The sequence below is a fragment of the Flavobacterium saliperosum genome (genome assembly GCF_900100625.1).
Classification (GTDB): Bacteria; Bacteroidota; Bacteroidia; order Flavobacteriales; family Flavobacteriaceae; genus Flavobacterium; species Flavobacterium saliperosum.
Genome location: NZ_FMTY01000002.1, coordinates 48,494 through 75,264 on the forward strand (window position 1 = coordinate 48,494; position 26,771 = coordinate 75,264).

Below are 26,771 nucleotides of genomic sequence, written 5' to 3' on the forward strand. Positions count from 1 at the left end.
AGATGTGAGTGTAACCTGCAAAGTTTGTGGTTTTTGTTTTACCGTACTAATTTAATCAAAGTAAATGACTTCCTTGAAATTTTAACGCCATTTTATGTTACAGCCCAAACTCGGTTTCTGATTCGGATTGATACTTCGGTTGTAAATCACACCGTCAATCGCGCCTCTCAAATCGCTGCCACTTAACGGTATGCCATTTCCGGGACGACTGTCATCCAATTGCCCTCGATAAACCAATTTGTCTTGATTGTCAAACAGATAAAAATCAGGTGTACAAGCGGCGTCATAGGCTTTGGCAACTTCCTGAGTGGCATCAAAAAGATAAGGAAATTCAAAATTATGCTGAAAAGCGAATTCGGTCATCAGTTCCGGTGCATCCTGAGGGTAATTCACGATATCATTGCTGGAAATGGCAATAATACCCAATCCCTGCACCCGGTAATCGTTAGAGATTCGGATTATCTCTTCAATAACATGGTGTACAAACGGGCAATGGTTGCAGATAAACATCACGAGGGTGCCTTTTGCTCCTTTCAAGTCGGCAAAAGAATACGAATAATTGGAATTGGTATCTTTCAAGTGAAATTCGGGAGCAATGGTGCCCAACGGAAGCATATTGGAAGGAGTACGTGCCATGATGTGTTTTGTTTGTACCAAATTACGACAAAAATGAATTTCCCGAAATTATTTTTTACTTTAGTCGGATAAAATTTAAGTCATGAAAACATTGCAACAGTGGTTTGATGAATATGAAGTCAGTCATCAGCATCCAACGAACAAAATGATTCATTTTATTTGTGTTCCGGCCATCTATTTTTCAATAATAGGCTTGTTGATGTGTATTCCGACGGATTTTATCGAACGAATATCCCCGTTACAGGAGCCTTTAATCGACAATTGGGCGGTAGTGGCGATGTTTTTCGTCTTGTTTTTTTATTCCCGACTTTCCCTTATGATGGCCATTAAGATTTCGTTATTCTCCGCTGTTTGCATTACGATAAATTATGTACTCAGTTTCCAAGTCTCGTTGTGGAAATTTTCACTGGTTATTTTTATATTGGCTTGGACCGGACAGTTTTACGGACACCGGTTGGAAGGAAAGAAGCCTTCCTTTTTAAAAGACATTCAGTTTTTACTGATTGGTCCGGCTTGGGTAATTGAAACGATGTTTTCCTCTAAAAATCACGAATAATGCTAACTTGGGAAGAATTTGAAAAAGTAGAAATGCGCGTGGGAACCATAATCGAAGTCAATGATTTTCCCGAAGCCCGAAAACCCGCTTACCAACTAACCATCGATTTTGGAACTGAAATAGGTATCCGAAAATCGTCGGCACAGATTACGAAGCGGTATGCTAAAGAAGCCTTGGTAAACCGTCAAATTGTAGCTGTTGTAAACTTTCCGAAGAAACAGATCGGAAAATTCATGAGCGAATGTTTGGTTCTGGGTTCCGTTGGCACTGATAACGATATTGTGTTATTGGCTCCGGATTTTAAAGTGCAAAACGGTTTACGGATAGGGTAAGTTTTTTTACAATGATGTCTGGGCAAACCATGGTTTTCTATTTGGCTTGCATTTGACTTAAGAAGAATCGTATAACCTCCAAATTTACATCTGAAGTAGTCCAATGACCCACTTTTTCATATGTTTTGAAAATTGCGTTTACCTTGTTTTTCTTATAGATTTCCTGGCACTTCAAATAACGCTCCTGAACCTGTCTTCCTAAATTGGTATTAATTATGTTGCGTTCCTCTTCGTTGTAGGCATCGTCAAATTGAACGGCATCATTATCGTCTGATTTTCCCATGTATATGAATTGGGGAATGGTTTTGAATGTATCCGCATCAAACTTTTTATCAAATAGTTGAGTGAAGTCCTGTATTCCAATGGGATAATTCAGTTTTACGGTGTTGATTTTCTTTTCAGGCAGCATTAATTTACCGTTAAATCCTCCGATGGCCAAGGCTTTTATCGTTTCCGGATGTATAAAGGAGAAGCGGTTGGTAAAAGTGGCTGAAGCTGAGAAACCATTCATGAAAATTTTGGGATTGACTTTAATATTCAGGGAAGTCAAAATACTTTTGGCATCGTTTATCATTTCCAGTAATTGCAAATCAAGACGTTTTAATTCCGGTGAATGTTCCAGAATCACATCCCTGTCTAAAGCGTGTGTATAAACCAAAGGTTGCGATGCCGGTCTCGGAAAAACGGGAACAAGTAACGGAATTTTAAGCATAGTGGAAACATTATTTCCCACGGAACTTACCGAAGCCAAATCGATGGCGTATTTTTTATGAATTTCAATACTGTCGGATATTTTTCCCGTGTTGTTGGGTTCAACAAGCAGAAATGTTTCTTTATTTAACGGCGTACCTTTGGGAATAAACAAAATATAGTCATTTTGAAATCCTTTTTTGGCATCTTTTTTAATAACAAGTAAACTGTCATTTTTAAAGACATCGGTTTTTACCTCCTGAGCTAAAGATTGGAAATAGGAAGATAGAAAAAACAAGAGAAATACAGTTCGCATACTAAAATTATTTATTTCTTAAGACGATTTAAAGCTAAGATTGTTACATTGATTTTTTAATCGGTATGTTACTTTAAGATTCGCATTCTTCGTTTCCACTTCAATACTTCAATCCACAATACCGAAACGGCGCTTACCAGCAAGCAAATTCCCAATTGTGTAACCGACAGGGGAGTTACTTTGAAAAAGCCAGCTACAACAGGTAAGTAAAGGATTAACGCCAACATGGATAAGGTTAGCATGTTCAGCCCGAACATCATGTTGTTTTTATATTTCAACGTGGTAAAAATAGAGTAAAGGAACGAACGATTGGCAAGCGACAAGATGCTGTTGGCAAAAACCAGAGTCGCAAAAACCATGGTTCGCGTAAGTTCTTCACTGTCATAACGATAAGCGCTGTATTGATACACAAAAAGAATGCCGCAGGTTATTGCCAATCCCTGAACAATACTGATGCTCATTTCCTTGAAGGATAGAAAGGTGCTTCTCATGGCTCGCGGCGGCAGTTGCATGCTGTTTTTTTCTATCGGTTCATTTTCATACACAATGGAGCACATCGGTCCCATAATCAATTCAAGAAAAATAACATGAACGGGTGTGAAAATATCGGGATACTGCCAGCCCAGAAATAACGGCAGCGATACGGTAAGTATAATAGGAATGTGAATGGAAACAATGTATTGCACTGCTTTTTTGATGTTGGCATAAATTCGTCTCCCGGCAGCAATTGCGGTTACCATTTTGGATAAGTCATCGTCAATCAGAATGATATCGGCGGCGGTTTTGGCAATTTCAGTTCCTTTTTTACCCATTGCGATACCAATGTGTGAGGCTTTCAGCGCCGGACCGTCATTTACGCCATCGCCCACCATTGCGACAATCTGATGGTCTTTTTTCAGCGCGTCGACGATAGCTAATTTGGCTTCCGGGAACATTCGGGTGAGTAAGGTTGTATCGTGAATGACGGTAATCAATTCCGATTCGTTCAATTGTATTAAATCGGCCCCGTTGATGAATTTGTCCGCGTTTGGAATTCCCGCTTTTTCCGCAATGGCCTTTGTGGTGAAATTGTTGTCTCCGGTTACGACTTTCACCATTATTCCCGCATCATAAAATTGTTGGATTACCCTGTTGATGTTTGCTTTCGGAGGATCATAAAAAGCAATTAACCCTAAAAAATGAAATCGGAATTCCTGTTGGGTTTTTGGAAAATCATCCCCTTCAAAATCCGAAAAGCCCACCCCTAATATCCTGAAACCCTTAGAAGCCAATGTGTCGGAAACGCTAAGAATCTGTTGGCGTTGCGTTTCGCTGAGGTTGGATACATTAATCAGCGCTTCTGTAGCCCCTTTGGCAGCAATGATGCGTTTTCCTTCTTTGTTTCGGAACAAATGCGTCATCATGGGCGGTTTACCGTCAAGCGGATATTCGTGAAACAGTTCAAACGATGTTCGGTCATCGGATGGGGTTATTGTTTCATAGGCCAGATGCAACGTTTTTTCCATTGGGTCAAAAGGAACGGGTTCGCTGGCCCACATCGCGGTTGTTATGACTTTCTGTATTTCGGGATGACTCCAATCGCCACCTTCCGAAAGTTGATTGCCGGTAAAAGCATACACGGCCTGCAGACTCATTTTATTTTCCGTAAGCGTTCCGGTTTTATCGGTACAAATTACCGTTGCACTGCCTAAGGTTTCCACTGTTCGCGTTTTTTTTACGATAATTCCCTCTTTTAATAAGCGCCAGGAACCCAAAGCCATAAATGTGGTGAAAGCTACCGGAATTTCTTCGGGAAGTATCGACATGGCGAGGGTTAATCCTTTCAGTAAGCTGTGGAGGATATCGTGTGTTTTCCAAAAATACACTGCCCAAACCAAAACAAAAACGGCGATTCCGATGTAGGCCATTTTTTTCACAAAACGCTCAATTTGTTGCTGTAGGGGAGTGGCTTCTTCTTTAATATTGATGATGGATGAGCCCAATTTTCCCAAAACGGTCGCCGGGCCAATTTCGGTTACGCGAAAAACAGCCAATCCGGAGGCTACCAAAGTGCCGCTGAAAATTTTACGGTCTTCGGTTTTTTCCGATTTGAAAACGGAATAGGCTTCACCAGTAAGCGAGGCTTCATTGACTGAAAAATCATTGCTGTGCAGGATTTCGCCATCGGCATTGACGAAACTGCCTTCTTCGACAATCACTAAATCATTGACCACAATATCACTGGTGGGAATGCTTTTGATTTCGCGGTTTCGTAAAACGGTGGTTAAAGGCTCATTAAGGGCTTCCAAGGCTTCTAGGGCTTTCCGGCTTCGGTTGTCCTGATAAAATGAGATTCCGGAAACGGCAATAACAGCACTTAACATAAACCAGGCTTCGCTGTTTTGACCGAGAATAAAGTAAATAACCGAAACGGCGATAAGCAAGAGCAACATAGGTTCTTTAAGTAACTCCAGAAGGGCAATCCACCATTGGTATTGCGGTTTGTTGGTTTGCTCGTTACTGCCAAATTGTTGTCGGGAAGCAGCCACTTCCATATCGTTTAAGCCGGTAAAATGTTCGGGAATGTTTATTTTGTCAGGCATTGTTGCAGCGTATCGATTGTACTCAAATGTACGTTTTTCTGCAGTATAAAGGAAAGATTTATGGGAGTTTGTATTTGTAAAGGAGTAGTGCTTTTATGGCACATTTATTTTTTTTTCAATTTTTGAAGGGCTACAATCAGATTTAAAAAAGCGATGCAAACAAGCAGTATAGAAGCTATCAAGGCTATCTTTACGGGTAATGTTGGGGAGATTTGGAATGTATCGAAATTTTTTTTGGAAAGCCAAATCCAAAGAAGCAGTGTTGATGAATGGAATGCAACACCGTATTTTTTAAAGAAATAGCGTATTTTATGCATCGGTTTAATGTGAAATAAAAAGCCCAAAACCGTATGATTTTGGACTTCTTTATGTTTTTAACTGAAGTTCACAATATTAGATATCGTCAAAATCAATATCGGTATAGCTTCCTAAAGTTCTCGTTTCAGTTTCTTCTGATTTATCTGCGAAATATTCTTTTTTGAAATCTTTTTGGTGTCTTTCGGAGATTACTTCTTCGCCTTTGTGGTTTAACACATAAGAAGTCATTTCATCTAGAATATCTTTAAAAGCGGCAAAATCTTCTTTGTACAAGTAAATTTTGTGTTTCTTAAAGTGGAACGAACCGTCTTCTTCGGTGAATTTTTTACTTTCGGTTACAGTGATATAGTAATCATCTGCCTTAGTTGCCCTTACATCAAAAAAATACGTTCTTCTTCCTGCTCTTAAAACTTTAGAAAAAATTTCTTCTTTTTCTAACAAATCATTTTCTCTCATAATCCTTCTGTCAAATATTAATTGTGTTAAGTAGAAACCAAAAATCTAAAAAAAAACCAAATTAACCAACATTTTATTGCATTTCTTTTTCGGAAAGTTGTTTATAATACAATTCTTTGTAATAACCTTCCTGATTTACAAGCTGATAGTGAGAACCTTGCTGGATAATTTTTCCTTCCTCCAAAATGATTATCTGGTCGGCATTTTTGGCAGAGGAAACACGATGGCTGACAATAATCGTGGTTTTGTCTTTGCAGAATTCCATCAGATTGTTTAGGATGGCTTCTTCGGTTTCGGTATCAACCGCTGATAGACAGTCGTCTAAAAGTAATATTGGTGCGTTTTTAATCATCGCACGCGCTATGGAAACCCGTTGCTTTTGTCCTCCCGAAAGCGTAATCCCGCGTTCCCCCAAAACAGTTTCATATTGGTTTTTAAACTTTACGATATTTTTATGCACGACGGCTTTTTTAGCTGCTTCAATCACTTCTTCTTCGGTGGCATCTTCTTTTCCGAATTTGATATTGTTTTTTATCGAATCCGAAAACAGGAACGCATCCTGCGGAACAAAACCGATATGATCCCGAACATCGAACAGGTTGAGTTTTTTGATATCGGTACCGTCAATTTTCACCGTTCCCTCTTTTACATCGTACAGTCGGCTGATAAGGGAAAGTATCGTCGATTTTCCGGAACCGGTTTTCCCTAATATGGCAAGAGTTTCTCCTTTGTTTATGGTAAACGAAATGTTTTTCAGCGCTTCAATATTGGTGTCGTCATAGGTAAACGAAACATTCTCGAAAGCGATTTTTCCGTTGATTTCCGTTTTTTCGTTCACGGTATTCTGAATTTCCGGTACCACTTTCAGGAATTCGTTGATGCGTTTCTGCGACGCCTCGGCTTCCTGAACCATGGAGGACACCCATCCTAAAGATGCTACAGGCCAGGTCAGCATGTTAATGTATAAAATAAACTGGGCGATTACTCCGATATCCGGAATTGTTCCATTGATATACATCATTCCGCCCACATAAATCACCACAAGGTTACTGATTCCGATAAGTAAAATCATCAATGGCCCAAACAATGACTGTACCCGTGCCAAATCAAGATTCTTGGTTTTGCTTTCTTTGGAAAGGTCGATAAAATCGTTTTGTTTCTTATTTTCAAGTGCATAGGCTTTTATCACGCGAATTCCGGAAAACATTTCCTGAGTGAACGTGGAAAGCTTGGATAAATTCTGTTGGTAGGCAGTACTGCGTTTGTTGATTTCCGAACTGATTTTGAAAATGCTGTAGGCTAAAACGGGTAATGGTAAAAGCGAATACAAGGTAAGTTCGGGTGAAACGATATACATCTGAACCGTCACCACCGCAAAACGAATAATGGTATTTATGGAATACATTACGGCCGGCCCCACATACTGACGCACTTTTCCAACGTCTTCACTAATACGGTTCATTAAATCACCGGTACGGTTTTGTTTGTAAAAATTTTGGGTTAGTCTTTCGTATTGGTAAAACACTTCATTTTTTAAATCGAACTCAATATGACGCGACATTACAATCAATGTCTGACGCATTAAAAAAGTCAAAAAACCGGCTATTAAGGTAGTGACCAAAATCAGGATAATGTTTTTCAACAGGACATCCTGAACCGCTTCCGGGGATAATTTGCTGTGCTCTAAAACCTTAATGGAGTCACCTACCAGTTTCGGGGTATACAAAGTGAAGAATTGTGCTACAATTGTAATAAAAATTCCGAGCAGGAATCGGTATTTGTATTTTATGAAATATTTGTTTAAATATTGAAGTTCTTTCATTGTATTTGATATATTTTGAAAAAATCTGCTTTAAAGTGTTAAAAAATTAAAATAAATTTTTAAAAAGCGCAATTCTGATTTGAAAACATTTATTAATAAAAAATTAAAAAAAACGATTTGTATTGAAATATTCTGAATAAAAATGTAATTTTGCAACCTGTTTTTGAATATAATTCAACCTATAAAAACATTTAAAACATGATAACAGAAGTTACAAACGCTGGTGAGCTTCATAAAATCGACCCTGTTTTCGGTCAGGTTTCATTTGATAATCATGAGCAAATCGTATTTTGTCACGACAAAGATACTGGTTTAAAAGCAATTATTGGAGTTCATAACACAGTTTTAGGACCTGCTTTGGGAGGGACGAGAATGTGGAAATATACTAACGAATGGGAAGCATTGAATGATGTTTTGCGTTTGTCTCGCGGAATGACGTTCAAGTCGGCAATTTCAGGTTTGAATCTTGGTGGAGGAAAAGCGGTTATCATCGGTGATTCAAAAGCGGATAAAACTCCGGAATTGATTGCTAAATTCGGACAGTTTGTAAATTCGTTAAGCGGAAAATATATCACGGCTGAGGATGTGGGAACCACTACGGCCGATATGGATCTGATTCGTGACAATACGCCATATGTGACCGGAATTTCTGAAGGAAGAGGTGGTTCAGGTAACCCGTCTCCGGTAACGGCTTACGGTGTTTACATGGGAATGAAAGCAGCTGCGAAATACCAGTTTGGTTCGGATAATTTAGAAGGCAAAAAGATTTTGGTTCAAGGTATCGGTCACGTAGGTGAGACTTTGGTTGAGTTAATCACTAAAGAAGGTGCTTTGGTTCAGATTGCCGATATTAACGAAGCGCGTCTTCAGGAAGTTGGTGCCAAATATGGTGCTAAAGTATATACAGGAAACGATTTGTACAGTGTTGATGTGGATATCTACGCGCCATGTGCTTTAGGAGCTACAATTAACGATGATACTATAGAAAAAATCAAAGCGAAAGTTATTGCTGGAGCGGCAAACAATCAGTTGGCGGTTGAGCAGATTCACGGTGCAAGATTACAGGAAAGAGGGATTTTGTATGCTCCGGATTTCTTAATCAACGCGGGTGGAATCATTAACGTATATGGTGAAATCGCAGGATACGGTAAAGAAGAAGCCATGCGCAGAACCGAAAATATCTACAATACTACTTTGGATATTTTTAACTATGCAAAAGAAAGCAACATCACTACCCATCAGGCGGCTATGAGAATGGCGCAGGAGCGTATCGATGCAAGAAAAAAAGAAAACGCTGCAAAGTAGTTTTTAAAAAATAATATTTCATAATTTTGCGGAGCGAAAGGCATTCTTTCGCTCCGTTAATTTTTAAAGTTCTTACAACAAGATGTTAAACAGAAGACATATCCGTGTGAAAGTGATGCAATCTATCTACGCCATGCATCAAAACAATTCCGATAATCTTGACAAGGAAGAGAAATTCCTGTTTCAGAGTATCGAAAATATTCAGGATTTATATCTTATCATGCTTTCCGCATTGGTGGAAATCAAAAAAGCGGAGGAAGATTTTATCGATAAATCCAGTAAAAAACATCTTGCCACAAAAGAAGAACGCAATCCAAACACCAAGTTTATTAAAAATAAGGTTCTTGAATTATTAACCGATAATAATTCTTTGGGAATCGCTTTGGCCGACAGAAACATCACCAATTGGAAAAACAATGACGATTACATTCTGTTACTTCTGGAAGCGATTAAAAGCAGCGAATTGTATGAACAATACATGAGCGTTCCCGGAAACGATTTCGAAGCAGACAAACAGTTTGTGGTCGATATTTTTTCTGAAATTATCGCACCAAACGAAAAGCTGTATGATTATCTGGAAGATACAAAACTGACGTGGATCGACGATATTCCGTTGGTGAACACCATGATTGTGAAACAGTTGAAGCAAATCAAGTCGGCGGAAGACACTTCGTTTTTCGTGCCGAGATTGTATAAGGATTCCGATGATAAGGAGTTTGTGAAAAATCTTTTCCGTAAGACGGTGCTGAACAACAACGAGTTAGCGAAAGAATTCATTGATAAAACACCAAACTGGGATGCGGAACGTATTGCCGAAATCGACACCATCATCTTGAAGATGGCGATTTGTGAGTTTTTGAAATTCCCATCCATTCCGGTAAAAGTAACTATTAACGAATATTTAGAATTGGCAAAAGAGTATTCTACACCAAAAAGTAGTATTTTTATCAACGGAATTCTGGACAACTTAGTGAAAGAATACCAGAAAGAAAACAAATTAATCAAAACCGGAAGAGGTTTAATGTAATTAACTTTTTTGAAACCATGATTAGAAGAACTCTTGGAGTGTTGGCTGTTGCCGCATTGGTACTGTCAACTTCATGTAAAAATGAAAATGCTTCGGACAAGATTGATCCGGCAAATGTTGAAAAAACTATGGCAGAAAATGCCGCAACGGGTAAATTACCTGTTGTGAAATTTGACAAAATGGAGCATGATTTCGGAACGATTGGTGAAGGGGATAAGCCGGAAACGGAATTTACCATTACCAATGAAGGAGAAGCCGATTTAATCATCATTAACGCACAGGGAAGTTGCGGTTGTACCGTTCCTGTTTGGCCAAAAGAACCAATTAAACCGGGTCAGTCGGCACCATTGAAAGTGTCTTTTGATTCTAACGGTAAACCGGGGCAACAACAAAAAACAGTTACTTTGACAACCAATTCGAAAGAAGGTTCGGAAAAAGTGACAATTAAAGCGAATGTAACACCAAAAGCCGGAGGAACAACTCCTGCAGCACACTAAAAATAATTTACAATGGGACAAATGGGCCAGTTTTTACCGATTATCTTAATGTTTGTAGTCGTTTATTTCTTAATGATCCGACCGCAACAACAAAAAGCAAAAAAAGAAAAAGAATTTGAAGCAGCTGTGAAAGTAGGCGACAAAATCATTACCAAATCCGGAATCCACGGTAAAATTGCCGAGTTGTATGAAGACTCCGTGGTTATCGAAACGATGGCGGGTAAAATTAAAATGGAGCGTTCTGCCATTTCTATGGAATTGAGCATGAAAGCTAACGCTGCGAAATAATTTTCAAAAGCATACCAAATAAAAAAGTCCCGATTAGTTTTCGGGACTTTTTTATTATCTGTATTTATCATTCAAGCCAATGCCTTCGAGTATCATCGGTTTTATTTTTTCGATTCGCGTAAGTTTGGTTTTCTCCTGTTTGGCTGTTTCCACATATTCAAGAAATTCACGTTGCTTGTAAGGAGTAAAAGCTTCAAATGCTTTTTTTAGAATACTGTCCGATTTGAATTCGGCATTCAGTAATTCCGAAACGATTTCTTCTTTCTTTTCGGGTTTGAAAGCTAAACCTGCTTTCTCATTGGCTATCGCTTCGTTAATGTAATCCAGGATGGATTTCTCATTTTTCATAAGTTCTTCTTTTGATGAGAAACGCCATTGACGCAAAGCTTTAGTAACGCCTTCATTAGCATTGACTAAAACCTTTTTCTCATCTTTCAGGAAGACACCGTTAAAAAACCAGATGGCAACATACGATTTGAATCCGCCAAGTCCCAGTACATTTTTTTTATTGATAGTATAAACCGTACCGCCCCATTTGGTCATTTCTTCCAGTTCGGTTTTGGCAATCAATGATTTTAAAAAATCTAATTCTTCCGGCCATTGATTGGTTTTATTCCATGGATTTTTTTCTTCTTTCATGTGATTTGAAATGGAAATTTATGCAACCAATATAAAAAGAAAACCGCAGATTTACAGATAGTACATTTAAATAATCTGTGAATCTGCGGTAAAATTTGTTGTTTTCAGTTGACGGATTTTTGTAATCTGCCTTCTGCAATCTGTTTACTTCTTATACTTTTCAGCAGTCAATTCGGCAATTTTGATAATTACGTCAATGGCTTTTTGCATGCTCTCCACCGGAACATATTCGTATTTTCCGTGGAAATTGTGTCCACCGGCAAAGATATTCGGACACGGTAATCCCATGAACGATAAACGCGAACCGTCGGTACCACCACGAATCGGTTTAATTAACGGTTTGATGTCCAACGCTTTCATGGCCTGTTCCGCTAAATCTACAATATGCTTAACCGGTTCCACCTTCTCACGCATGTTGTAATATTGGTCTTTCACTTCAATTTCAACGATGTCGGCACCAAATTGTTTCGCGTATTTCTTGTTGAATTTATCAGCTATTTTAACTACTTGTTTTTTACGTTTTTCGAATTTTTTACGGTTATGATCACGGATGATTAACTGCACATTCGTTTCCTCTATGCTTCCGTCCAAATGAACCACGTGGAAGAAACCTTCGTAACCTTTGGTTCTTTCCGGCACTTCGTCTTTTGGTAATTTTGAAATGTATTTGGTTGCCAAAAGCATCGAGTTAATCATTTTTCCTTTGGCATAACCCGGGTGCACGCTTTTTCCTTTGAATTTCAGCTTTACACCGGCCGCGTTGAAGTTTTCATACTCCAACTCGCCAATCTGACTTCCGTCCATAGTATACGCCCATTCGCATCCGAATTTCTCCACATCAAAGAAATCAGCACCACGACCAATTTCCTCATCCGGTGTGAAACCAACTTTAAGTGTTCCGTGTTTGATGTGCGGATTCTGAATCAGGTATTCCATCGCAGTTACGATTTCGGTAACACCGGCTTTGTCATCGGCACCCAAAAGCGTAGTTCCGTCGGTAGTAATTAAGGTTTGTCCTTTGTATAGCAATAAATCTTCGAAATAACTCGGAGACAATACAATGTTTTGTTCTTTGTTTAAAACGATATCACCACCATCATAATTTTTAACGATTTGCGGTTTTACATTCGCTCCGGTAAAATCGGGTGTAGTGTCAAAATGCGCCACAAAACCGATGGTAGGCACTTCATAATCCAAATTGCTTGGTAATGTAGCCTGAATGTATGATTTGTCGTCAATGGTCACATCCTGCAAACCTATGGCTTTTAATTCTTCAACCAATTTATTGGCCAAATCCCATTGTTTAGCGGTACTTGGAGTTGTGGTTGAATTCGGGTCGGATTCCGTATCTACAGTTACGTAACTGATGAAACGATCGATTATATGTTGCATATAGTTTAATTTTTGAGAACACAAATATAGGGTTTATGCATGAAAATACAGGCGGAATTAAATGTAAGAAAATAAAAAAAGCTCCTGTAAAGGAGCTGATTAAATTGTATGTAAAAACATTTGGTGCGGATTACCAGTCGCTTTTGGTTGCTGAGGATTTACTCATTTCGCTTTTAATGTTTGATTTGATGGTTCCTATTTCAGCATTGATAGCGGCATAGTAGGCTTTAAGTGTTTCACCAAGTTTTGGTTTTTGGGCTGCTTTTTCCGAAGCGGTTTTGTCAAACATTTTTTCAAGCGGCGTTTCCGAAACTTCTGTTTTAGTGAAGATGTTTTTTATTTCGTATTTGTATTTGTTGTCTTTTGACAAAATTGAAATCGTGTAAAACAATTTCACCTTTACATCGCTTCCGTTAACTTTTACGGTCATGATGGAATACTGATTGTCTGAAACCGAATAGGCTTCCTTATTTTGCTTCAGTTTTTCCTGGGTAACTTTATAGGTATTCACGAAGAACATTTTTGAATTGGTAAACAGGTCATCTTTGGTCTTTCCTTCAGATGAAACCACTTCCGTAAAAATAATTTGTCCGTTTTCATTTAAAGGAAATTCGAATTTCTCCTGAGCATAACTGTTTAAAGCAAATAATACGAATAATAAGAATATTTTTTTCATGTTCTTTCAGACTTACGTTAATAAATTTAATTCAATAATTTGGGTTTGGTTTTTATAGTATTACAATATTAGTGTTTTTTTTAAATTATTTATAAAAAAAGAAAGCCTTTAAAATAAAAATTTTAAAGGCTTTCTGTGGAGTCGGAGAGAATCGAACTCTCGTCCAAACAAGCAATCGAAGAGCTTTCTACACGCTTATTTCCTGATTGAATTTTCGACAAAAAGCAAGGCCAGAAACAGCCACTTTTCGCTTAGCTTTATAGTTGTCAGAACAGATTTAAAGCATTACCGTTCCTAGGTTTACTTTTACGGTTCCCCTAATCCGAACGCCATAAACCAAGGCTTTCGAGGAGAATCTAGCTTTCCTACCTGGTAGGAACTAGGCAAATCTTACTGTAATTCAGATTAAGCAGCTAAAGCGTAATTATTTTCGCCGTGTAAAGTTGTGAAACCTTTTATTAACGAGAATTGTCCCAGTTCTCGACGTGCTTACTTCCCAATTCCACTCGCTGTCAAAACCAGTCGACCCCAGTGGTTATGCTATTAGAATAGCAAAAATCAGTCCACAAAGTTAAAGTATTTAATTTTCAATTAAAAATTATTGCACCTCTATTCTTTAAATAGTACATTTGGACAAGAATAAACAAAAACAAACAAAACTAACCCCTAAAAGTTGCGTTATTATCGGAATTTCCCCTTTAACACTGATAACTTTTCAATGATTGCATAAAAATGAAATTCGGAATTATTAAAGAAAGAAAAAACCCACCAGATAGACGTGTGGTTTTTACCCCTTCAGAATTGGTTAAATTAAAAGAACAGTTCCCTCAGGCAGAAATAAAAGTGGAAGCGTCCGATATTCGTGTGTTCGCGGATGATGAATATTCAAAATTAGGTTTTGAAGTAAGTAATGATCTTTCAGATTGTGATGTATTGATCGGAGTAAAAGAAGTGCCGGTTGATGCCCTAATCCCGAATAAAAAATATTTTTTCTTTTCACACACCATTAAAAAACAGCCTTATAACAGAAAACTACTTGTCGCTTGCCTTGAAAAAAACATTCGTTTAATCGATCACGAAACCATTGTAAACGAAACCAATCACCGTTTGATTGGATTTGGACGTTATGCCGGAATTGTAGGCGCCTATAACGGTTTCAGGGCGTTCGGAATCAAATTTGAGTTGTTCAATTTACCCAAAGCGGAAACATTGGCGGATAAGGCAGCCTTGGTGGAACGTTTACGCCGTCCGATGCTGCCGCCCATTAAAATCGTTTTGACCGGACACGGAAAAGTAGGAATGGGAGCCAAGGAAATTTTGGATGATATGAAAATCAAACAGGTTTCCATCGAAGAGTATCTGACAAAAACTTTTGACAAGCCGGTTTATACCCAAATAGACGTTTTGGATTATAACAAGCGTAAAGACGGCACCGTTGCCACCAAAGAAGATTTCTATCAGAATCCTCAGGAATATGTGTCTGACTTTGAACGTTTTACAAAAGTATCCGATATGTTCATGGCAGGACATTTCTACGGAAACGGTGCGCCTGTCATTCTGACAAGAGAAATGCTGAATGCTCCGGATAATAAGATTAAAGTGGTAGCTGATATATCATGTGATGTTGATGGACCGATTGCCTGTACTTTGCGTTCTTCTACCATTGCCGAGCCTTTGTATGGGTATTACCCGAGTGAAGGAATCGAAGTGCCAGTGAGTCATCCGGGAGCTGTTGTGGTTATGGCGGTGGATAATTTACCGTGTGAATTACCAAAAGACGCCAGCGAAGGTTTTGGGGAAATGTTCCTCGAGCACGTGATTCCGGCATTTTTCAACAGTGATAAAGACGGTATTCTGGACAGAGCAAAAATCACCGAAAAAGGGCAGTTAACCGAGAGATTTAAATACCTGCAGGATTACGTTGACGGTAAATAAGGTATGAAAAAGGCAGTAGGTTATTTTCTCAGAATTTTTAGTGTTTTCTTTTTCATGATTCTGATTGTTCAGGTATTCAAAGTGCTTTTTATCGATGAAGTAGAGAAGGAGGAAACGGCATTTAAAGTGGGCTATTATTTTGGTGCCTTTTTGATTACAGCTTTATTTTCATGGTTGTGCCATAAAATGTATAAATTTTCCGGAAAACTGATTGCTTCCAAAAAAGTGAGCAATGAAGTTGACGACATAGGAAAAGACAACATATAAAAAAGTCCCGAGTTTATCGGGACTTTTTGTTTTTAGTTAGCGGTGTTGTTCCAGTCAATTTTTCGGGAGAAGTACATTACCAATCCTAAGATGATAAACAACCCGATGCTTCCCACCAATAAGGCATAGTTTTCCAATTGGATAATTACGTAGATGAAAGAATACAGTCCGGCCAATGACAATCCGATGAAGAGCGGAAACTTTTTCGTTTTCAAAATGGACACCGAATACAAAACAATCATCCCGATTACGGCAACGGAAGCGATTAAATACGCCAGTGAGAAACTGGAATGTTCCGTAATGGAAATCAGCAACGTGTAGAACATTATCAGCGCCAAGCCTAACATCGTATATTGGAAAATATGAATGTTGATTTTGTTCACCGACTGAATTAAAAAGAAAATCAGAAAAGTAAGTCCGATTACCAGAAATCCGTATTTCGACGCGCGTTCGTTCTGTTGGTATTCGTCTACGGTTTCAATCAATTTTACGCCGAATGAATAACCGTTTAAGTTCGGGATTTTCGAATCGTATTGTTGCGAGAACGAACGGTTGATGTGCAGTATTTTCCAATCGGCATGAAATCCTTTGTTGCTGATAGTTTTTGTGGTATCATTTGCAGCAAACATGCCTTCAAAACTTGGTGACTCCCAATCTGAATTCAAACTGATTTGTGTCGTTTTTCCAATCGGAATGAATTTTACGCTGTTGCTTCCGTTGTATTTCATCGTAAAATTGAAATCCAGTTTGTTGTTCGCAGCCAATGTTTTGTAATCAAACGCACCAGTTTCCAGCGTGCCGTAAAAATTGTCTTCTTCTTCTTTGGATTCAAAAGTGAACGTCTGATTGTTAAGTTTGATGTTTAAATCGCTTTTGATGCTTTTCAGATTGGTCGTTTTCACAACCAGAGCCGCTTTATCCCAAAGCAGATCGGCCTCTTTAATGCCCAGTTTTTCAAAATTCGGTTTTCCGAAATTCCCGTTAAATTTCATTTCTGCAGTAAAAACCACATTGTTGTAAATCCCTCGTTTTAAGGACGAATTCTTCTTGATATCAGAAGTATTGTTCAGTGTCTCCGGAAAGAAAAAGGCATACGATATACTGGTGTTGCGTTGGATTACGGTTTGCTTTGTTTTGGAATCCAATACGGCAGTTTCGGTGTAGGATTTATACGGAACCTTAAGTATCGGGCCATAGAAAAAGACATCTTCACCCCACAATTGTGTCACTTCGCTAACGACTTCTTTCTTCCGTTCGGAACGTTCATAAATCAACTCTTTCACATATTGCAGCGGAATCAGTAAAACGAGTGTCAGTACACCCACCATTATCATTTTAGCGGTGGTGGATTGAAGAAAGGAACCTTTGTTTGCAGTGTTCAACGCAGGCTGGTTTTGATTCTGGTTTTCCATTGGGTTTTGATTTTGATTTTCCATTTGAGTTTAATTTAGTTGATTTAAAGTACTTTGTATTTCAAAGTATAAGTATAAAAAAATAGACTACGATTTCTGAATTAATTTTTCCAGGGCATCAATGTGTTCACGGAACGCTTTGCGACCTGCTTCCGTGGCTTTGTAACTGGTGTTGGGTTTTTTGCCGATGAATTGTTTTTCCACGACAATATAGTTCTCATTCTCAAGTGCTTTGGCATGGCTGGCCAAATTCCCGTCTGTTACTCCTAAAAGTTCCTTAAGAGTGGAGAAGTCGGCACTTTCATTCACCATCAGTACCGACATGATTCCCAGTCGGATACGATGATCGAAGGCTTTGTTTATATTTTGGATGATGGTTTTCACGCGTTATTTTCTGTCGTATTTAAAATGCATTACTGTTCCGTAAACAATATGACAAATCCCAAATCCTAAAACCCAGAAATACAATCCGTAACCTGAAAATTCCACCGCTAACAATCCTAAAATAATTTCAGTTATGCCTAAATAGCGCACGTCGCGCAAAGTATATTTACTGGCATTCACACAAGCCAATCCGTAAAACAATAAAGTGATAGGGGCAACCAATCCGTAATATCCGTTTTTTAAAAGGAGAATCGCAAAAATTCCTCCGGTAACCAAGGGAATAAAAAAGTTAATGAGTAGTCTTCTTGAGGAAGCATTCCACACTTTTTCACCTACTTTCTTCGCTTTGTTTATGGTACAAAGATAAGCCGTCAGCAGAGAAGCTACAAGAACAAGAGCTGCTGTCAGCAATATCAGTTTGAAGGTACTGCTTTCTAAAGTAATATAATATTCGTCATGGTTTTCTATTAAGTAATAAGCCACAACAGCACCTATTAAAGCATAAATTCCGGCCAGAATTCCCGATAAGCCACTTAAAGAAATAAACTGTGATGATTTGTTCATCAGGTCTTTTATTTCTTTCAGGTCCTGTAAATAATTTTGCGTATCCATATTAAGTACTTTGAAAAACAAAGTAAGGTATAATTTTTAATCTGAACAAATTTTTACAGACATTTTAATAATAAAATAGGGTCACACAGTGGTATTTAAAATTAAGACGTAACAAATGAAAACTGTAAATGGTGTTATAAATAAAAAAGTCCCGACTATATCGGGACTTTTTTTAAAATTTATTTATCGTTTGTCTGATAGCGACTAATTTAGACATCAATCCTTCAAAAAGGTCTAAATGCAGCATGTTGGCTCCGTCACTTTTCGCATTTGCGGGATCAAAATGGGTTTCGATGAAAATACCGTCAACACCTACGGCGATACCAGCTTTGGCAATGGTTTCAATCATTTCAGGACGCCCTCCGGTTACACCAACCATTTGATTCGGTTGTTGCAACGAATGGGTAACGTCTAAAACGGTGGTGGCAAATTGTTGCATAGTTGGAATCCCCCGGTAGTCCACAATCATGTCCTGATAGCCAAACATGGTACCTCTGTCGGTCACCATTACGTTGTTATTGTTGCAGTCAATTACTTTCTGTACCGCATGCTTCATGCTTTCCGGACTCATGAATTGTCCTTTTTTCAGATTTACTGTTTTTCCGGTGTTCGCCGCAGCAACAACCAAATCGGTTTGGCGTACTAAAAATGCCGGAATCTGTAAAATATCAACAAAACCGGCAGCCATTGCAGCATCTTCTTCCGTATGAATATCGGTAACGGTTGGTACACCAAACTCTTTGGAAACTTTTTCAAGAATACGAAGCGCCTTCTCGTCACCAATTCCCGTGAAACTGTCAATACGCGAACGGTTTGCTTTTTTAAAAGATCCTTTAAAAACGTAAGGAATTTTAAGCCTATCGGTTACGGCAACCGTTTTTTCAGCAATACGCATCGCCATTTCTTCTCCTTCAATGGCACATGGTCCGGCTAAAAGAAAGAAGTTTCCGCTATCGGTATGTTTAATTTGTGGTATGTTTTGTAAATTCATAGTTGTATCTAAAAGAGGAACAAAGATATAACAAAAAAACCTTCCAATGAAGTTGTCAGAAGGTTTGAAGTCTTATAAAATTCTTAAAATTCAGAATGTTTTGCTTATGGTTTTTTAATGGTTAAGCCCACGGGGCAAACAATTTTACCTCTTTCATAAATATTAAAGTAAAGGTGTATCGGTTTTTGCTGCCCTTTCCAGGTTACTTCGTAAATAGACAATAAGCCTCCTCCGATTTTATTGTATTTTGTTGGAAACGGGCAACAGGTATCCGTTTTTTTATAAGTTAACTTTTCACCGTTCGGGCCGGTAATGCCATTGAAAAAATAGTCCACATAGATGTTTTCATTTTTATCCTGAATAACACCAATGTTTATGGGATAATCCTGATCATAGCCGTATTTTTTGGAGTCGGCATATTCTTTAATAACATATGCACCATCCTTTATGACAGGCTTAATAGCTGAATTGTCAATATTTTTAATAGTTGATTTAGTGCTTACACATGAGGTAAAACACATCAGAGCCAAACCGGTAATCAGAAGATTTCTTAACATAATTTATTTTGATTTGGTAAAGAATGCCACAATCGCAGAGGTAACGACACCCATGGAAAGCGCGCCAAAGATTCCCTGTACGATATAACTTTTCAGGTTGAAATACGTTTCCGCTGCTTCCTGGGTCATAACTTTATTGCTTACGGTATAGGCAATGACATTGCTGAAGTAATCCGGGGTAATGAAAGTACTTGTAATGTATTGGGTTAGCGGACTTAATACGGTGATAAAAATGGTGATGATTAGTCCGGTTACAAAGCCTTGTTTCCAATCCATTTTACCGTTAAAAAAGTTTTTCTTTTTGTCAAGCAATGCAAAAGTGTAAATGGCGATGGCAACGATTGCGAAAATGTTAGTGTAAATAGCATGTTTGCCTATGTGTTCATCGTGTAGTCCGGAGGCCTTTTCGACAAACATCCACAGCAAAGCTGCAACAGCAAATAGTACAGACCATTTGATTTCTATCGTAAAATTTTTCATATTTCAATACTGTTTTCGGTTATTCAAAAGTAACAGATTATTTTATGGAAACCCACATCAAAAAACATTTTTTGCGATAAAATGAAAAGGAGGGGGCTGATAAACAAAATTTAAATATTTCTTCGGAAGTAACAAAAATATGTACTCATTGTTATGTAAAATACTCATTCAATAATTACTTTTGTGGAAAAAGTAATAGCTATGTATTCATTTTACGGAACGTGGCCCTGGTACATTTCAGGGTTTTTAATTGGAGCAGTGATGCTCACACTTATTTTTTTCGGAAAATCTTTCGGGATGTCCTCCAATTTAAGAACGCTTTGTACCATTGCCGGAGCGGGTAAGAATGTTCCTTTTTTTAAATTTGACTGGCGCGAACAAAAATGGAATCTAGCGGTTGTTTTTGGAGCCATTCTCGGCGGATTTGTCGCGGTTCATTTTTTAAGTGACGGAAGCGGAGTGGCTATTAATCCGAAAACCATCGAGCAATTGGCAGCCATGAATATTGAGGCGCCAAACGGGAAACTGGGACCGGAAAGCCTTTTCGGTTGGGAGGCCATCAAAACACCTAAAACACTGATGATTTTATTCTTCGGTGGATTGCTAATCGGTTTCGGAACGCGTTATGCCGGCGGATGTACGTCCGGGCATGCCATTTCCGGGTTGAGTAATTTGCAGCGACCTTCATTAATCGCAGTTATCGGTTTCTTTATCGGCGGACTGATTATGGCTCATTTTCTTTTACCCTTAATTTTTTAAAAGCAGCTTATGAAATTTTTAAACTTATTAAAATTTGTTCTTGTTGGTTTTATTTTCGGAATCGTACTGACAAAATCGGAAGCCGTTTCGTGGTACAGAATTTACGAAATGTTCCAGTTTCAATCGTTTCACATGTACGGGATTATCGGTGTGGCTGTATTTACGGGCGTAATTGGAGTACAATTGATAAAAAGAAAGAACCTTAAAAACGTCAAAGGGTTCCCAATTGAAATCGAAGATAAGGAAAGGGGCTTTGCCCGGTATATTATTGGTGGAACTTTATTCGGATTGGGCTGGGGATTGGTTGGTTCTTGTCCGGGTCCTATTTTTATATTGCTTGGCGCCGGTTTTTACGGTATCGTAATTGTTTTGGCGGGAGCATTATTGGGAACTTACCTGTATGGGGTTTTTAAGGATAAGTTACCACATTAATCACAATTTGTTATATTTAATACGTAAGGTTTTTCTTTTGTTAAATATTTGTTATAAGATTTTTATTTTACTTTTTTATTGTTAATATTGCTGTAATGTTAACTTTATCAATTAAAAAATGAAAAAAATTACAATTTTGTTTGCTTCGGCATTAGTATTAGGTCTTTCATTCGCTTCTTGTAATAAAGATGACGATTCATCAAGTGCATCTTCTTCCGCGTCATTAGAAGGCAAATGGAACTTTTCCAAGGAAGATATTATTGTTGATGGTAATGAAGTATTGGTGAATTATTCCGGTAATGAAAGTGGTTGTTCTAAAGATTATATCATGATTAATACAAACGGAACAATCAGTAGTGTAGATTATGATTCTTTTGAAAATCCTTGTGAAGTTTTTACAGATAATGGAACTTGGCTACGTAGTGGTAATAGTCTTGTAGTAACACTGGGAGGGGAAACATTTACTTCAGAAATTTTAGCCTTAACATCATCTGAACTTAAAGTTAAAGATGCTGACGGAGAAATTACCGTTTTCACAAGAGGATAATCAATCAAGTTTTAATAAAAAGCCCCGAAGTATTTCGGGGCTTTTTTTATTGTATCTCAGCACTTAAATCCGCTTCGAGTAATTTACTGCACAACGGTTCCAATTCTTTATAGGAACCGGTTTTAACCGCACATTTTCCGGTATAATGAACCAAAAGCGCACACTGTTCCGCCTGTAACGGTTCATGCTTGCAAACAGCCATTAACGTGTCGATTACATGGTCAAAGGTATTTACATCGTCATTAAATAAAATGATTTCATAGTTGGAAGAAAGTAATTCTTCAACGGCGACCTGTTCTTTTATTTTTTCTTTTACGCTCATAATCAAACGATTGAATTGAATAAAATGCTAATTTACGTATTTTAAAGCAACCCAATTGTTCTTTTGGAACTTTTTAACATAGGTTAGCCCTTTCTCAGTGCAGGAAGCATCAATAACCGGAATGTCTTCATTATAAAAACCGCTTAATAACAAAACGCCGTCTTTTTTCAGACAGTTGACATACACCTGCATGTCATTCAGCAATATGTTTCTGTTGATGTTGGCAATAATCAAATCGTATTCCTGACCTTGGTTCAACAACGAAGCATCGCCCTCATAAACCGTAATGTGTTGGCAATGGTTTCTTTCCGCATTTTCAATCGAATTCAGGTAACACCAGTTATCAATATCAATCGCGTCAATCGGTTTGGCACCTTTCATTTCGGCTAAAATAGCTAAAATCGCCGTTCCGCAACCCATATCAAGGGTTTTCATATCAGTAACATCCATTTCCAAAAGATGCTGAATCATCATGTGTGTGGTTTCATGATGACCGGTACCAAAACTCATTTTCGGTTCAATCACAATATCGTATTTCGCATCGGTTTTTTCATGAAACGGTGCGCGAACATGACAAACACCGTCCACATCAATCGGATCGAAATTCTTTTCCCATTCCTCATTCCAGTTCACCGGTTCAATCTCTTCAAACGTATATTCGATTTTAAAGTCATCCGAATGTAAAATCTGAATATCATCCAATATATTTTCGTTCCACAACTCTTTCTGAACAAAGGCAGAAACTCCGTTTTCCGTTTCAATAAAGCTTTCAAAAGCGGTTTCTCCCAACTCGGCCACCAGAATTTCCGAACCTAATTCTTTGGGTTCCACTTTAAAATGATATCCGATATATATGTTTTCCATGCTGTTTTTTTTGCAAAGGTAGTAATTCCATTTTGCCTGCAATAGGAAGCGGCATTAGTTTCCGGATGATTTTTACGATTGTTTTTCTTGGGAGCGAAAGGTTCGGGCTTTCCGGCAATCCGTTTTCCCGCCATCCGCTGACCCGAGCGAAGCGAACTGACGAAGTAATCTTTTGTTCCGCTGAGGCTCCACAAAAGGATGCCGCTCCTGTCGGGGCTAAGAGGTTACGGTCTTTTGTGTTTGGGGTGAGGTTGGGAGAAGGAAAAGGGAAAAGGGAAAAGGGAAAAGGGAAAAGGGAAAAGGGAAAAGGGAGTGTATGTTGGTGTCTTAAAATCTGCGCCAATCCGCGTTGGTATATCCGTTTTGGAATTGCAATCAGAAAATAACCTTTAGCCCCTACATTATATTTCTTAAAATACGTTAAAAAGAGTTAACAAAACTTTGTTTTTAAGTATCTTCGCGGTAATTTGTAAAAACCACTTTCCGTCATGGATAAAAAAATATTTTCCTTCCTGTTTTCTACCCGTTTAATGGCTGTTCTGTTTATCGTTTTTGCAGCAGCAATGGCAGCCGGAACTTTTATTGAGAATGATTATAATACGGATACTGCCCGAATTTTAGTGTATAACGCCCGATGGTTTGAAGTCATTATGGTCTTTTTCGTAATTAACTTCCTCGGAAACATTAAAAGATACCAGTTGCTTCAAAAAAGTAAATGGGCTTCGTTATTACTGCATTTGTCTTTCATCTTAATTATTGCCGGTGCCTTCATAACGCGTTATATCAGTTTTGAAGGGATGATGCCTATCCGAGAAGGAGAAGTTACCAATCAGATTTTTTCCGATAAAGTATATTTGAATGTTTTTGTTGATGGAGAGTATCAGGGCGAAATGAAACGACGCACTTTCGAAGAACCGTTGATGATGTCACCAATCACGAACAACCATTTTTCAATCAGTGAGACCTTTGATGAGATTCCATTCGAAATTGAGTATAAGGATTTCATCATGGGCGCCAAAGAAGTCATTAAGGAAGATCCTAACGGAATTTTATTCCTGAAATTAGTCGAATCCGGAGACGGAACCCGTCACGAACATTACCTCAAAGAAGGCGAAGTTCAGAATATTCACAACATCCTTTTCGCATTCAATAAATTTACGCCGGGCGCTGTAAACATTACTAAAATAAGTGAAGCTTATACCATTCAGGCTCCTTTTGAAGGAAACTTTATGCGTATGGCAGATAAATTCCAGGCCAAAGTTGAAAAAGACAAAGTTCAGGCCTTAATGCTTCGATCGCTGTACAATCTCGGAGGCGCACAATTCGTAATTCCGGAACCGGCCATCAAAGGAAAAATAGTGCAGGAATCGAATGGCGATTACAAAGACAAAGATACCGATGACGCTTTGGTGCTGACTGTCAGAAATGAAGGCAAAGAAAAAGAAGTGACGCTGGTTGGATCCAAAGGGAAAATGGGCGTTCCGCAATCGTTTAAATTGGGGAATCTTGAATATACATTGATATATGGCAGTAAAGTTTATGAAACACCGTTTAAAATTAAACTCAACGATTTCGTCGCTGCCAAATACCCGGGAACCGAGAAAAGTTATTCGTCTTTTGAAAGTAAAGTAACCGTTGAAGATACCGAACAGAAAACTAAATTTGATGCCCGAATTTTTATGAACAATATTTTGGATTACCGTGGCTACCGTTTCTTCCAGGCATCTTTCGATCCGGATGAAAAAGGTACCGTACTGTCTGTAAATCACGACTCTTGGGGTACTTTGATAACCTATATCGGGTACACGTTACTGTATATCGGTCTGATGGGAATTCTGTTTATCAGAGGATCTCGTTTTGGGGAACTGAAACGAAAATTGGAGAAAATAAAAGAGAAGAAAGCGGCTTTAAGCATCATTGCTTTGTTTTTCAGTTTCGGGATGATGGCGCAACATACAGAGCATCAGCCACAAATGCCAACTGCGAAACAAATCGATTCCCTTATTTTAAAACATAAGGTTTCGGAAGAGCATGCGGCTAAATTCGGTCGAATGATTGTTCAGGATCAGGGCGGACGTATGAAACCCGTGAATACATTTTCATCGGAATTACTGCGTAAGGTAAGCAAAAGCGACACCTATAAAGACATGAATTCCGATCAGGTTTTCCTATCAATGACGCAGTTTCCTCAGGTTTGGTACAATGTGCCGATTATTTTTGTTAAAAAAGGAAACGACAGCATCCGAAAAATGATTGGTGCCGAAAAAGACGCCAAATATGTTTCCCTGATGAGTTTTTTTGATGACAGAGGAAATTATAAACTGTCACCATATTTGGATGAAGCCTACAAAGCGCCAGTTCCGAACCAGTTTCAGAAAGATTTCATCGAGACCGATAAGAAAGTGAACTTATTGTATTCGGCGTTGAGCGGACAAATATTGAAAGTGTTCCCGATTCCGTTTGACAAAAACAACAAATGGGTATCACACTTGGAATTGAACGAAACCGGATTAACCGGAATCGATTCGCTGTTTACCAAAAACGTGTTGCCTTTGTACCTGTCGTCATTAGACGAAGTGCCAACGAAGAAAGATTACAAGGCTGCGGATACCTTCCTGGACGGATTAATTAAATTCCAGAAAAAATACGGAAAAGAAGTCTATCCAAGTGAGGAAAAAATTGACTCGGAGATTTTATACAACAAGTACGATATTTTCAAAAAGTTGTATTCGTGGTATATGATTGCCGGTGTTTTGATGTTTTTGTTCGTAATCGTTAAGATTTTCAATTCCGGAAAAGTGATTAATACTTTGGTTAAGGTAAGCCATGGTTTCATCGGTTTGTTTTTCATTTTACACACCATCGGATTAATTGCCCGTTGGTACATTTCCGGTCACGCGCCTTGGAGTGATGCCTACGAATCCATGATTTATGTGGGATGGGCAACGATGTTTTTCGGATTGGCTTTCGGAAGAAAATCGGAACTGACGGTAGCCTCAACTGCATTCGTAGCTGCCATGATTCTGATGATTGCCCACTGGAGCTGGATGGATCCTGCCATTGCGAACCTGCAACCGGTATTGAATTCCTATTGGTTGATGATACACGTAGCGGTTATTGTGGCGAGTTACGGACCGTTTACCCTGGGAATGATCCTTGGAATCGTTTCCTTGTTATTGATTTTGTTAACCAACGAGAAGAATAAAAAGAAAATGGAACTCAATATCAAAGAGATTACCATTATTAACGAAATGGCACTAACGGTTGGTTTAGTGATGTTAACCATAGGAAACTTCCTTGGCGGACAATGGGCTAACGAAAGCTGGGGACGTTATTGGGGTTGGGACCCGAAAGAAACCTGGGCGTTAATCAGTATTATGGTCTATGCCTTTGTGATTCATATGCGTTTTGTACCGGCATTGCGCGGAAAGTGGATTTACAATCTGGTGAGTGTTTTCGCATTCTACTCGATTCTGATGACGTATTTCGGAGTGAATTTCTACTTGTCCGGCTTGCATTCGTATGCCAAAGGGGATAAGGTAGTAACGCCGAATTTCGTTTACGTTTCGGTGGCCTTAGTGACATTGCTGGGAATCGCTTCCTATTTCAAGTACAGAAAGCATTATAAAAAGTAATAATAAAAGCCCATAATCAAAACGATTGTGGGTTTTTTGTTA

Annotated in this window: 28 protein-coding genes and 1 other RNA gene; 12 read left to right on the plus strand and 17 right to left on the minus strand. The window is 38.5% G+C overall.

All coding sequences use genetic code 11. The annotated features are described in order from the left end of the window. Positions 1–81: 81 nt before the first annotated feature. Positions 82–636, minus strand: coding sequence for a thioredoxin family protein (locus tag BLQ05_RS03610; RefSeq protein WP_023576338.1), 555 nt, complete (start codon positions 634–636; stop codon positions 82–84). 82 nt (positions 637–718) lie between these two features. Here BLQ05_RS03610 and BLQ05_RS03615 point away from each other — a divergent pair, with 82 nt between their 5' ends. Together BLQ05_RS03615 and BLQ05_RS03620 are read left to right on the plus strand one after the other, a co-directional pair. Then, a complete protein-coding gene (locus BLQ05_RS03615) occupies positions 719–1,192 on the plus strand; it encodes an Mpo1 family 2-hydroxy fatty acid dioxygenase (protein WP_023576339.1) in 474 nt (157 codons plus the stop codon). Beyond that, a complete protein-coding gene (locus BLQ05_RS03620) occupies positions 1,192–1,524 on the plus strand; it encodes a tRNA-binding protein (RefSeq protein ID WP_143000905.1) in 333 nt (110 codons plus the stop codon). The genes BLQ05_RS03615 and BLQ05_RS03620 overlap by 1 nt, the downstream gene beginning before the upstream one ends. A gap of 37 nt (positions 1,525–1,561) precedes the next feature. Here the strand turns inward: BLQ05_RS03620 and BLQ05_RS03625 are convergent, their stop codons facing one another. From BLQ05_RS03625 to BLQ05_RS03640, 4 genes are all read right to left on the minus strand, one after another. Next, positions 1,562–2,530, minus strand: coding sequence for a hypothetical protein (locus tag BLQ05_RS03625; protein ID WP_023576341.1), 969 nt, complete (start codon positions 2,528–2,530; stop codon positions 1,562–1,564). Positions 2,531–2,598: 68 nt separating this feature from the next. Then, complete coding sequence (locus BLQ05_RS03630; protein ID WP_023576342.1) at positions 2,599–5,112, minus strand: cation-translocating P-type ATPase; 2,514 nt, start codon at positions 5,110–5,112, stop codon at positions 2,599–2,601. 393 nt (positions 5,113–5,505) lie between these two features. Then, entirely contained in the window at positions 5,506–5,886 is a 381-nt protein-coding gene (locus BLQ05_RS03635) for a PUR family DNA/RNA-binding protein (RefSeq protein ID WP_023576344.1), read from the minus strand. A 73-nt stretch (positions 5,887–5,959) separates the two neighbouring features. Beyond that, positions 5,960–7,708, minus strand: a complete 1,749-nt coding sequence (locus BLQ05_RS03640) for an ABC transporter ATP-binding protein (protein ID WP_023576345.1) — start codon at positions 7,706–7,708, stop codon at positions 5,960–5,962. 198 nt (positions 7,709–7,906) lie between these two features. Here BLQ05_RS03640 and BLQ05_RS03645 point away from each other — a divergent pair, with 198 nt between their 5' ends. The 4 genes from BLQ05_RS03645 (at position 7,907) to yajC (ending at position 10,825) form a co-directional block, all read left to right on the plus strand. Continuing rightward, positions 7,907–9,013: a Glu/Leu/Phe/Val dehydrogenase dimerization domain-containing protein gene (locus BLQ05_RS03645; protein ID WP_023576347.1), complete on the plus strand. Its 1,107-nt coding sequence runs from the start codon at positions 7,907–7,909 to the stop codon at positions 9,011–9,013. A gap of 82 nt (positions 9,014–9,095) precedes the next feature. Continuing rightward, positions 9,096–10,040, plus strand: coding sequence for a transcription antitermination factor NusB (gene nusB, locus BLQ05_RS03650; protein ID WP_023576348.1), 945 nt, complete (start codon positions 9,096–9,098; stop codon positions 10,038–10,040). 17 nt (positions 10,041–10,057) lie between these two features. Next, positions 10,058–10,537, plus strand: a complete 480-nt coding sequence (locus BLQ05_RS03655; protein WP_023576349.1) for a DUF1573 domain-containing protein — start codon at positions 10,058–10,060, stop codon at positions 10,535–10,537. A 12-nt stretch (positions 10,538–10,549) separates the two neighbouring features. After that, a complete protein-coding gene (gene yajC, locus BLQ05_RS03660) occupies positions 10,550–10,825 on the plus strand; it encodes a preprotein translocase subunit YajC (protein WP_023576350.1) in 276 nt (91 codons plus the stop codon). Between the two features lie 54 nt (positions 10,826–10,879). Here yajC and BLQ05_RS03665 read toward each other — a convergent pair whose 3' ends face one another. From BLQ05_RS03665 to ssrA, 4 genes are all read right to left on the minus strand, one after another. Next, positions 10,880–11,464, minus strand: a complete 585-nt coding sequence (locus BLQ05_RS03665) for a YdeI/OmpD-associated family protein (RefSeq protein ID WP_023576351.1) — start codon at positions 11,462–11,464, stop codon at positions 10,880–10,882. A gap of 144 nt (positions 11,465–11,608) precedes the next feature. Further along, on the minus strand, positions 11,609–12,856 hold the full coding sequence (gene pepT, locus BLQ05_RS03670) for a peptidase T (RefSeq protein WP_023576352.1): 1,248 nt from the start codon (positions 12,854–12,856) through the stop codon (positions 11,609–11,611). Positions 12,857–12,986: 130 nt separating this feature from the next. Beyond that, on the minus strand, positions 12,987–13,532 hold the full coding sequence (locus tag BLQ05_RS03675; protein WP_023576353.1) for a DUF4468 domain-containing protein: 546 nt from the start codon (positions 13,530–13,532) through the stop codon (positions 12,987–12,989). 133 nt (positions 13,533–13,665) lie between these two features. Continuing rightward, positions 13,666–14,062: a transfer-messenger RNA gene (gene ssrA / locus BLQ05_RS03680) on the minus strand. Positions 14,063–14,264: 202 nt separating this feature from the next. Here ssrA and BLQ05_RS03685 point away from each other — a divergent pair. Both BLQ05_RS03685 and BLQ05_RS03690 read left to right on the plus strand, forming a co-directional pair. Further along, positions 14,265–15,467, plus strand: coding sequence for an NAD(P)-dependent oxidoreductase (locus BLQ05_RS03685; RefSeq protein WP_023576354.1), 1,203 nt, complete (start codon positions 14,265–14,267; stop codon positions 15,465–15,467). Positions 15,468–15,470: 3 nt separating this feature from the next. Then, positions 15,471–15,734, plus strand: coding sequence for a hypothetical protein (locus tag BLQ05_RS03690; protein WP_023576355.1), 264 nt, complete (start codon positions 15,471–15,473; stop codon positions 15,732–15,734). Between the two features lie 32 nt (positions 15,735–15,766). Here BLQ05_RS03690 and creD read toward each other — a convergent pair whose 3' ends face one another. The 6 genes from creD to BLQ05_RS03720 all read right to left on the minus strand — a co-directional run bounded on the left by creD (position 15,767) and on the right by BLQ05_RS03720 (position 20,170). Continuing rightward, positions 15,767–17,146 (minus strand): cell envelope integrity protein CreD, encoded by a 1,380-nt coding sequence (gene creD / locus BLQ05_RS03695; RefSeq protein WP_074460096.1) that lies wholly within the window; start codon positions 17,144–17,146, stop codon positions 15,767–15,769. 87 nt (positions 17,147–17,233) lie between these two features. Next, on the minus strand, positions 17,234–17,530 hold the full coding sequence (locus tag BLQ05_RS03700) for a winged helix-turn-helix domain-containing protein (RefSeq protein ID WP_023576357.1): 297 nt from the start codon (positions 17,528–17,530) through the stop codon (positions 17,234–17,236). Positions 17,531–17,533: 3 nt separating this feature from the next. Then, entirely contained in the window at positions 17,534–18,142 is a 609-nt protein-coding gene (locus tag BLQ05_RS03705) for a hypothetical protein (RefSeq protein WP_023576358.1), read from the minus strand. A 172-nt stretch (positions 18,143–18,314) separates the two neighbouring features. Further along, positions 18,315–19,133 carry a 3-deoxy-8-phosphooctulonate synthase gene (gene kdsA, locus BLQ05_RS03710; protein WP_023576359.1) on the minus strand — a complete coding sequence of 273 codons (819 nt, stop codon included), beginning with the start codon at positions 19,131–19,133 and terminating at the stop codon, positions 18,315–18,317. Positions 19,134–19,237: 104 nt separating this feature from the next. Further along, a complete protein-coding gene (locus BLQ05_RS03715) occupies positions 19,238–19,690 on the minus strand; it encodes a D-alanine--D-alanine ligase (RefSeq protein WP_023576360.1) in 453 nt (150 codons plus the stop codon). 3 nt (positions 19,691–19,693) lie between these two features. Then, positions 19,694–20,170, minus strand: a complete 477-nt coding sequence (locus tag BLQ05_RS03720; RefSeq protein WP_023576361.1) for a DUF4199 domain-containing protein — start codon at positions 20,168–20,170, stop codon at positions 19,694–19,696. 201 nt (positions 20,171–20,371) lie between these two features. On the opposite strand from BLQ05_RS03720, the gene BLQ05_RS03725 reads away from it, so the two are divergent. The 3 genes from BLQ05_RS03725 (at position 20,372) to BLQ05_RS03735 (ending at position 21,908) form a co-directional block, all read left to right on the plus strand. Next, on the plus strand, positions 20,372–20,929 hold the full coding sequence (locus BLQ05_RS03725; RefSeq protein ID WP_023576362.1) for a YeeE/YedE family protein: 558 nt from the start codon (positions 20,372–20,374) through the stop codon (positions 20,927–20,929). A 9-nt stretch (positions 20,930–20,938) separates the two neighbouring features. After that, the gene (locus tag BLQ05_RS03730; RefSeq protein ID WP_023576363.1) at positions 20,939–21,361 is read left to right on the plus strand and encodes a DUF6691 family protein; all 423 of its coding nucleotides are present in this window, start codon (positions 20,939–20,941) and stop codon (positions 21,359–21,361) included. A 118-nt stretch (positions 21,362–21,479) separates the two neighbouring features. Then, positions 21,480–21,908: a lipocalin family protein gene (locus BLQ05_RS03735; protein WP_023576364.1), complete on the plus strand. Its 429-nt coding sequence runs from the start codon at positions 21,480–21,482 to the stop codon at positions 21,906–21,908. Positions 21,909–21,954: 46 nt separating this feature from the next. On the opposite strand, the gene BLQ05_RS03740 is transcribed toward BLQ05_RS03735, so the two are convergent. Next, positions 21,955–22,230, minus strand: coding sequence for an ATP-dependent Clp protease adaptor ClpS (locus BLQ05_RS03740; protein WP_023576365.1), 276 nt, complete (start codon positions 22,228–22,230; stop codon positions 21,955–21,957). Positions 22,231–22,257: 27 nt separating this feature from the next. After that, positions 22,258–23,094, minus strand: a complete 837-nt coding sequence (gene prmA, locus BLQ05_RS03745; protein ID WP_023576366.1) for a 50S ribosomal protein L11 methyltransferase — start codon at positions 23,092–23,094, stop codon at positions 22,258–22,260. A gap of 488 nt (positions 23,095–23,582) precedes the next feature. Between prmA and BLQ05_RS03755 the strand changes: the two genes are divergently transcribed. Beyond that, positions 23,583–26,729, plus strand: coding sequence for a cytochrome c biogenesis protein CcsA (locus tag BLQ05_RS03755; protein ID WP_023576367.1), 3,147 nt, complete (start codon positions 23,583–23,585; stop codon positions 26,727–26,729). Positions 26,730–26,771 lie beyond the last annotated feature (42 nt).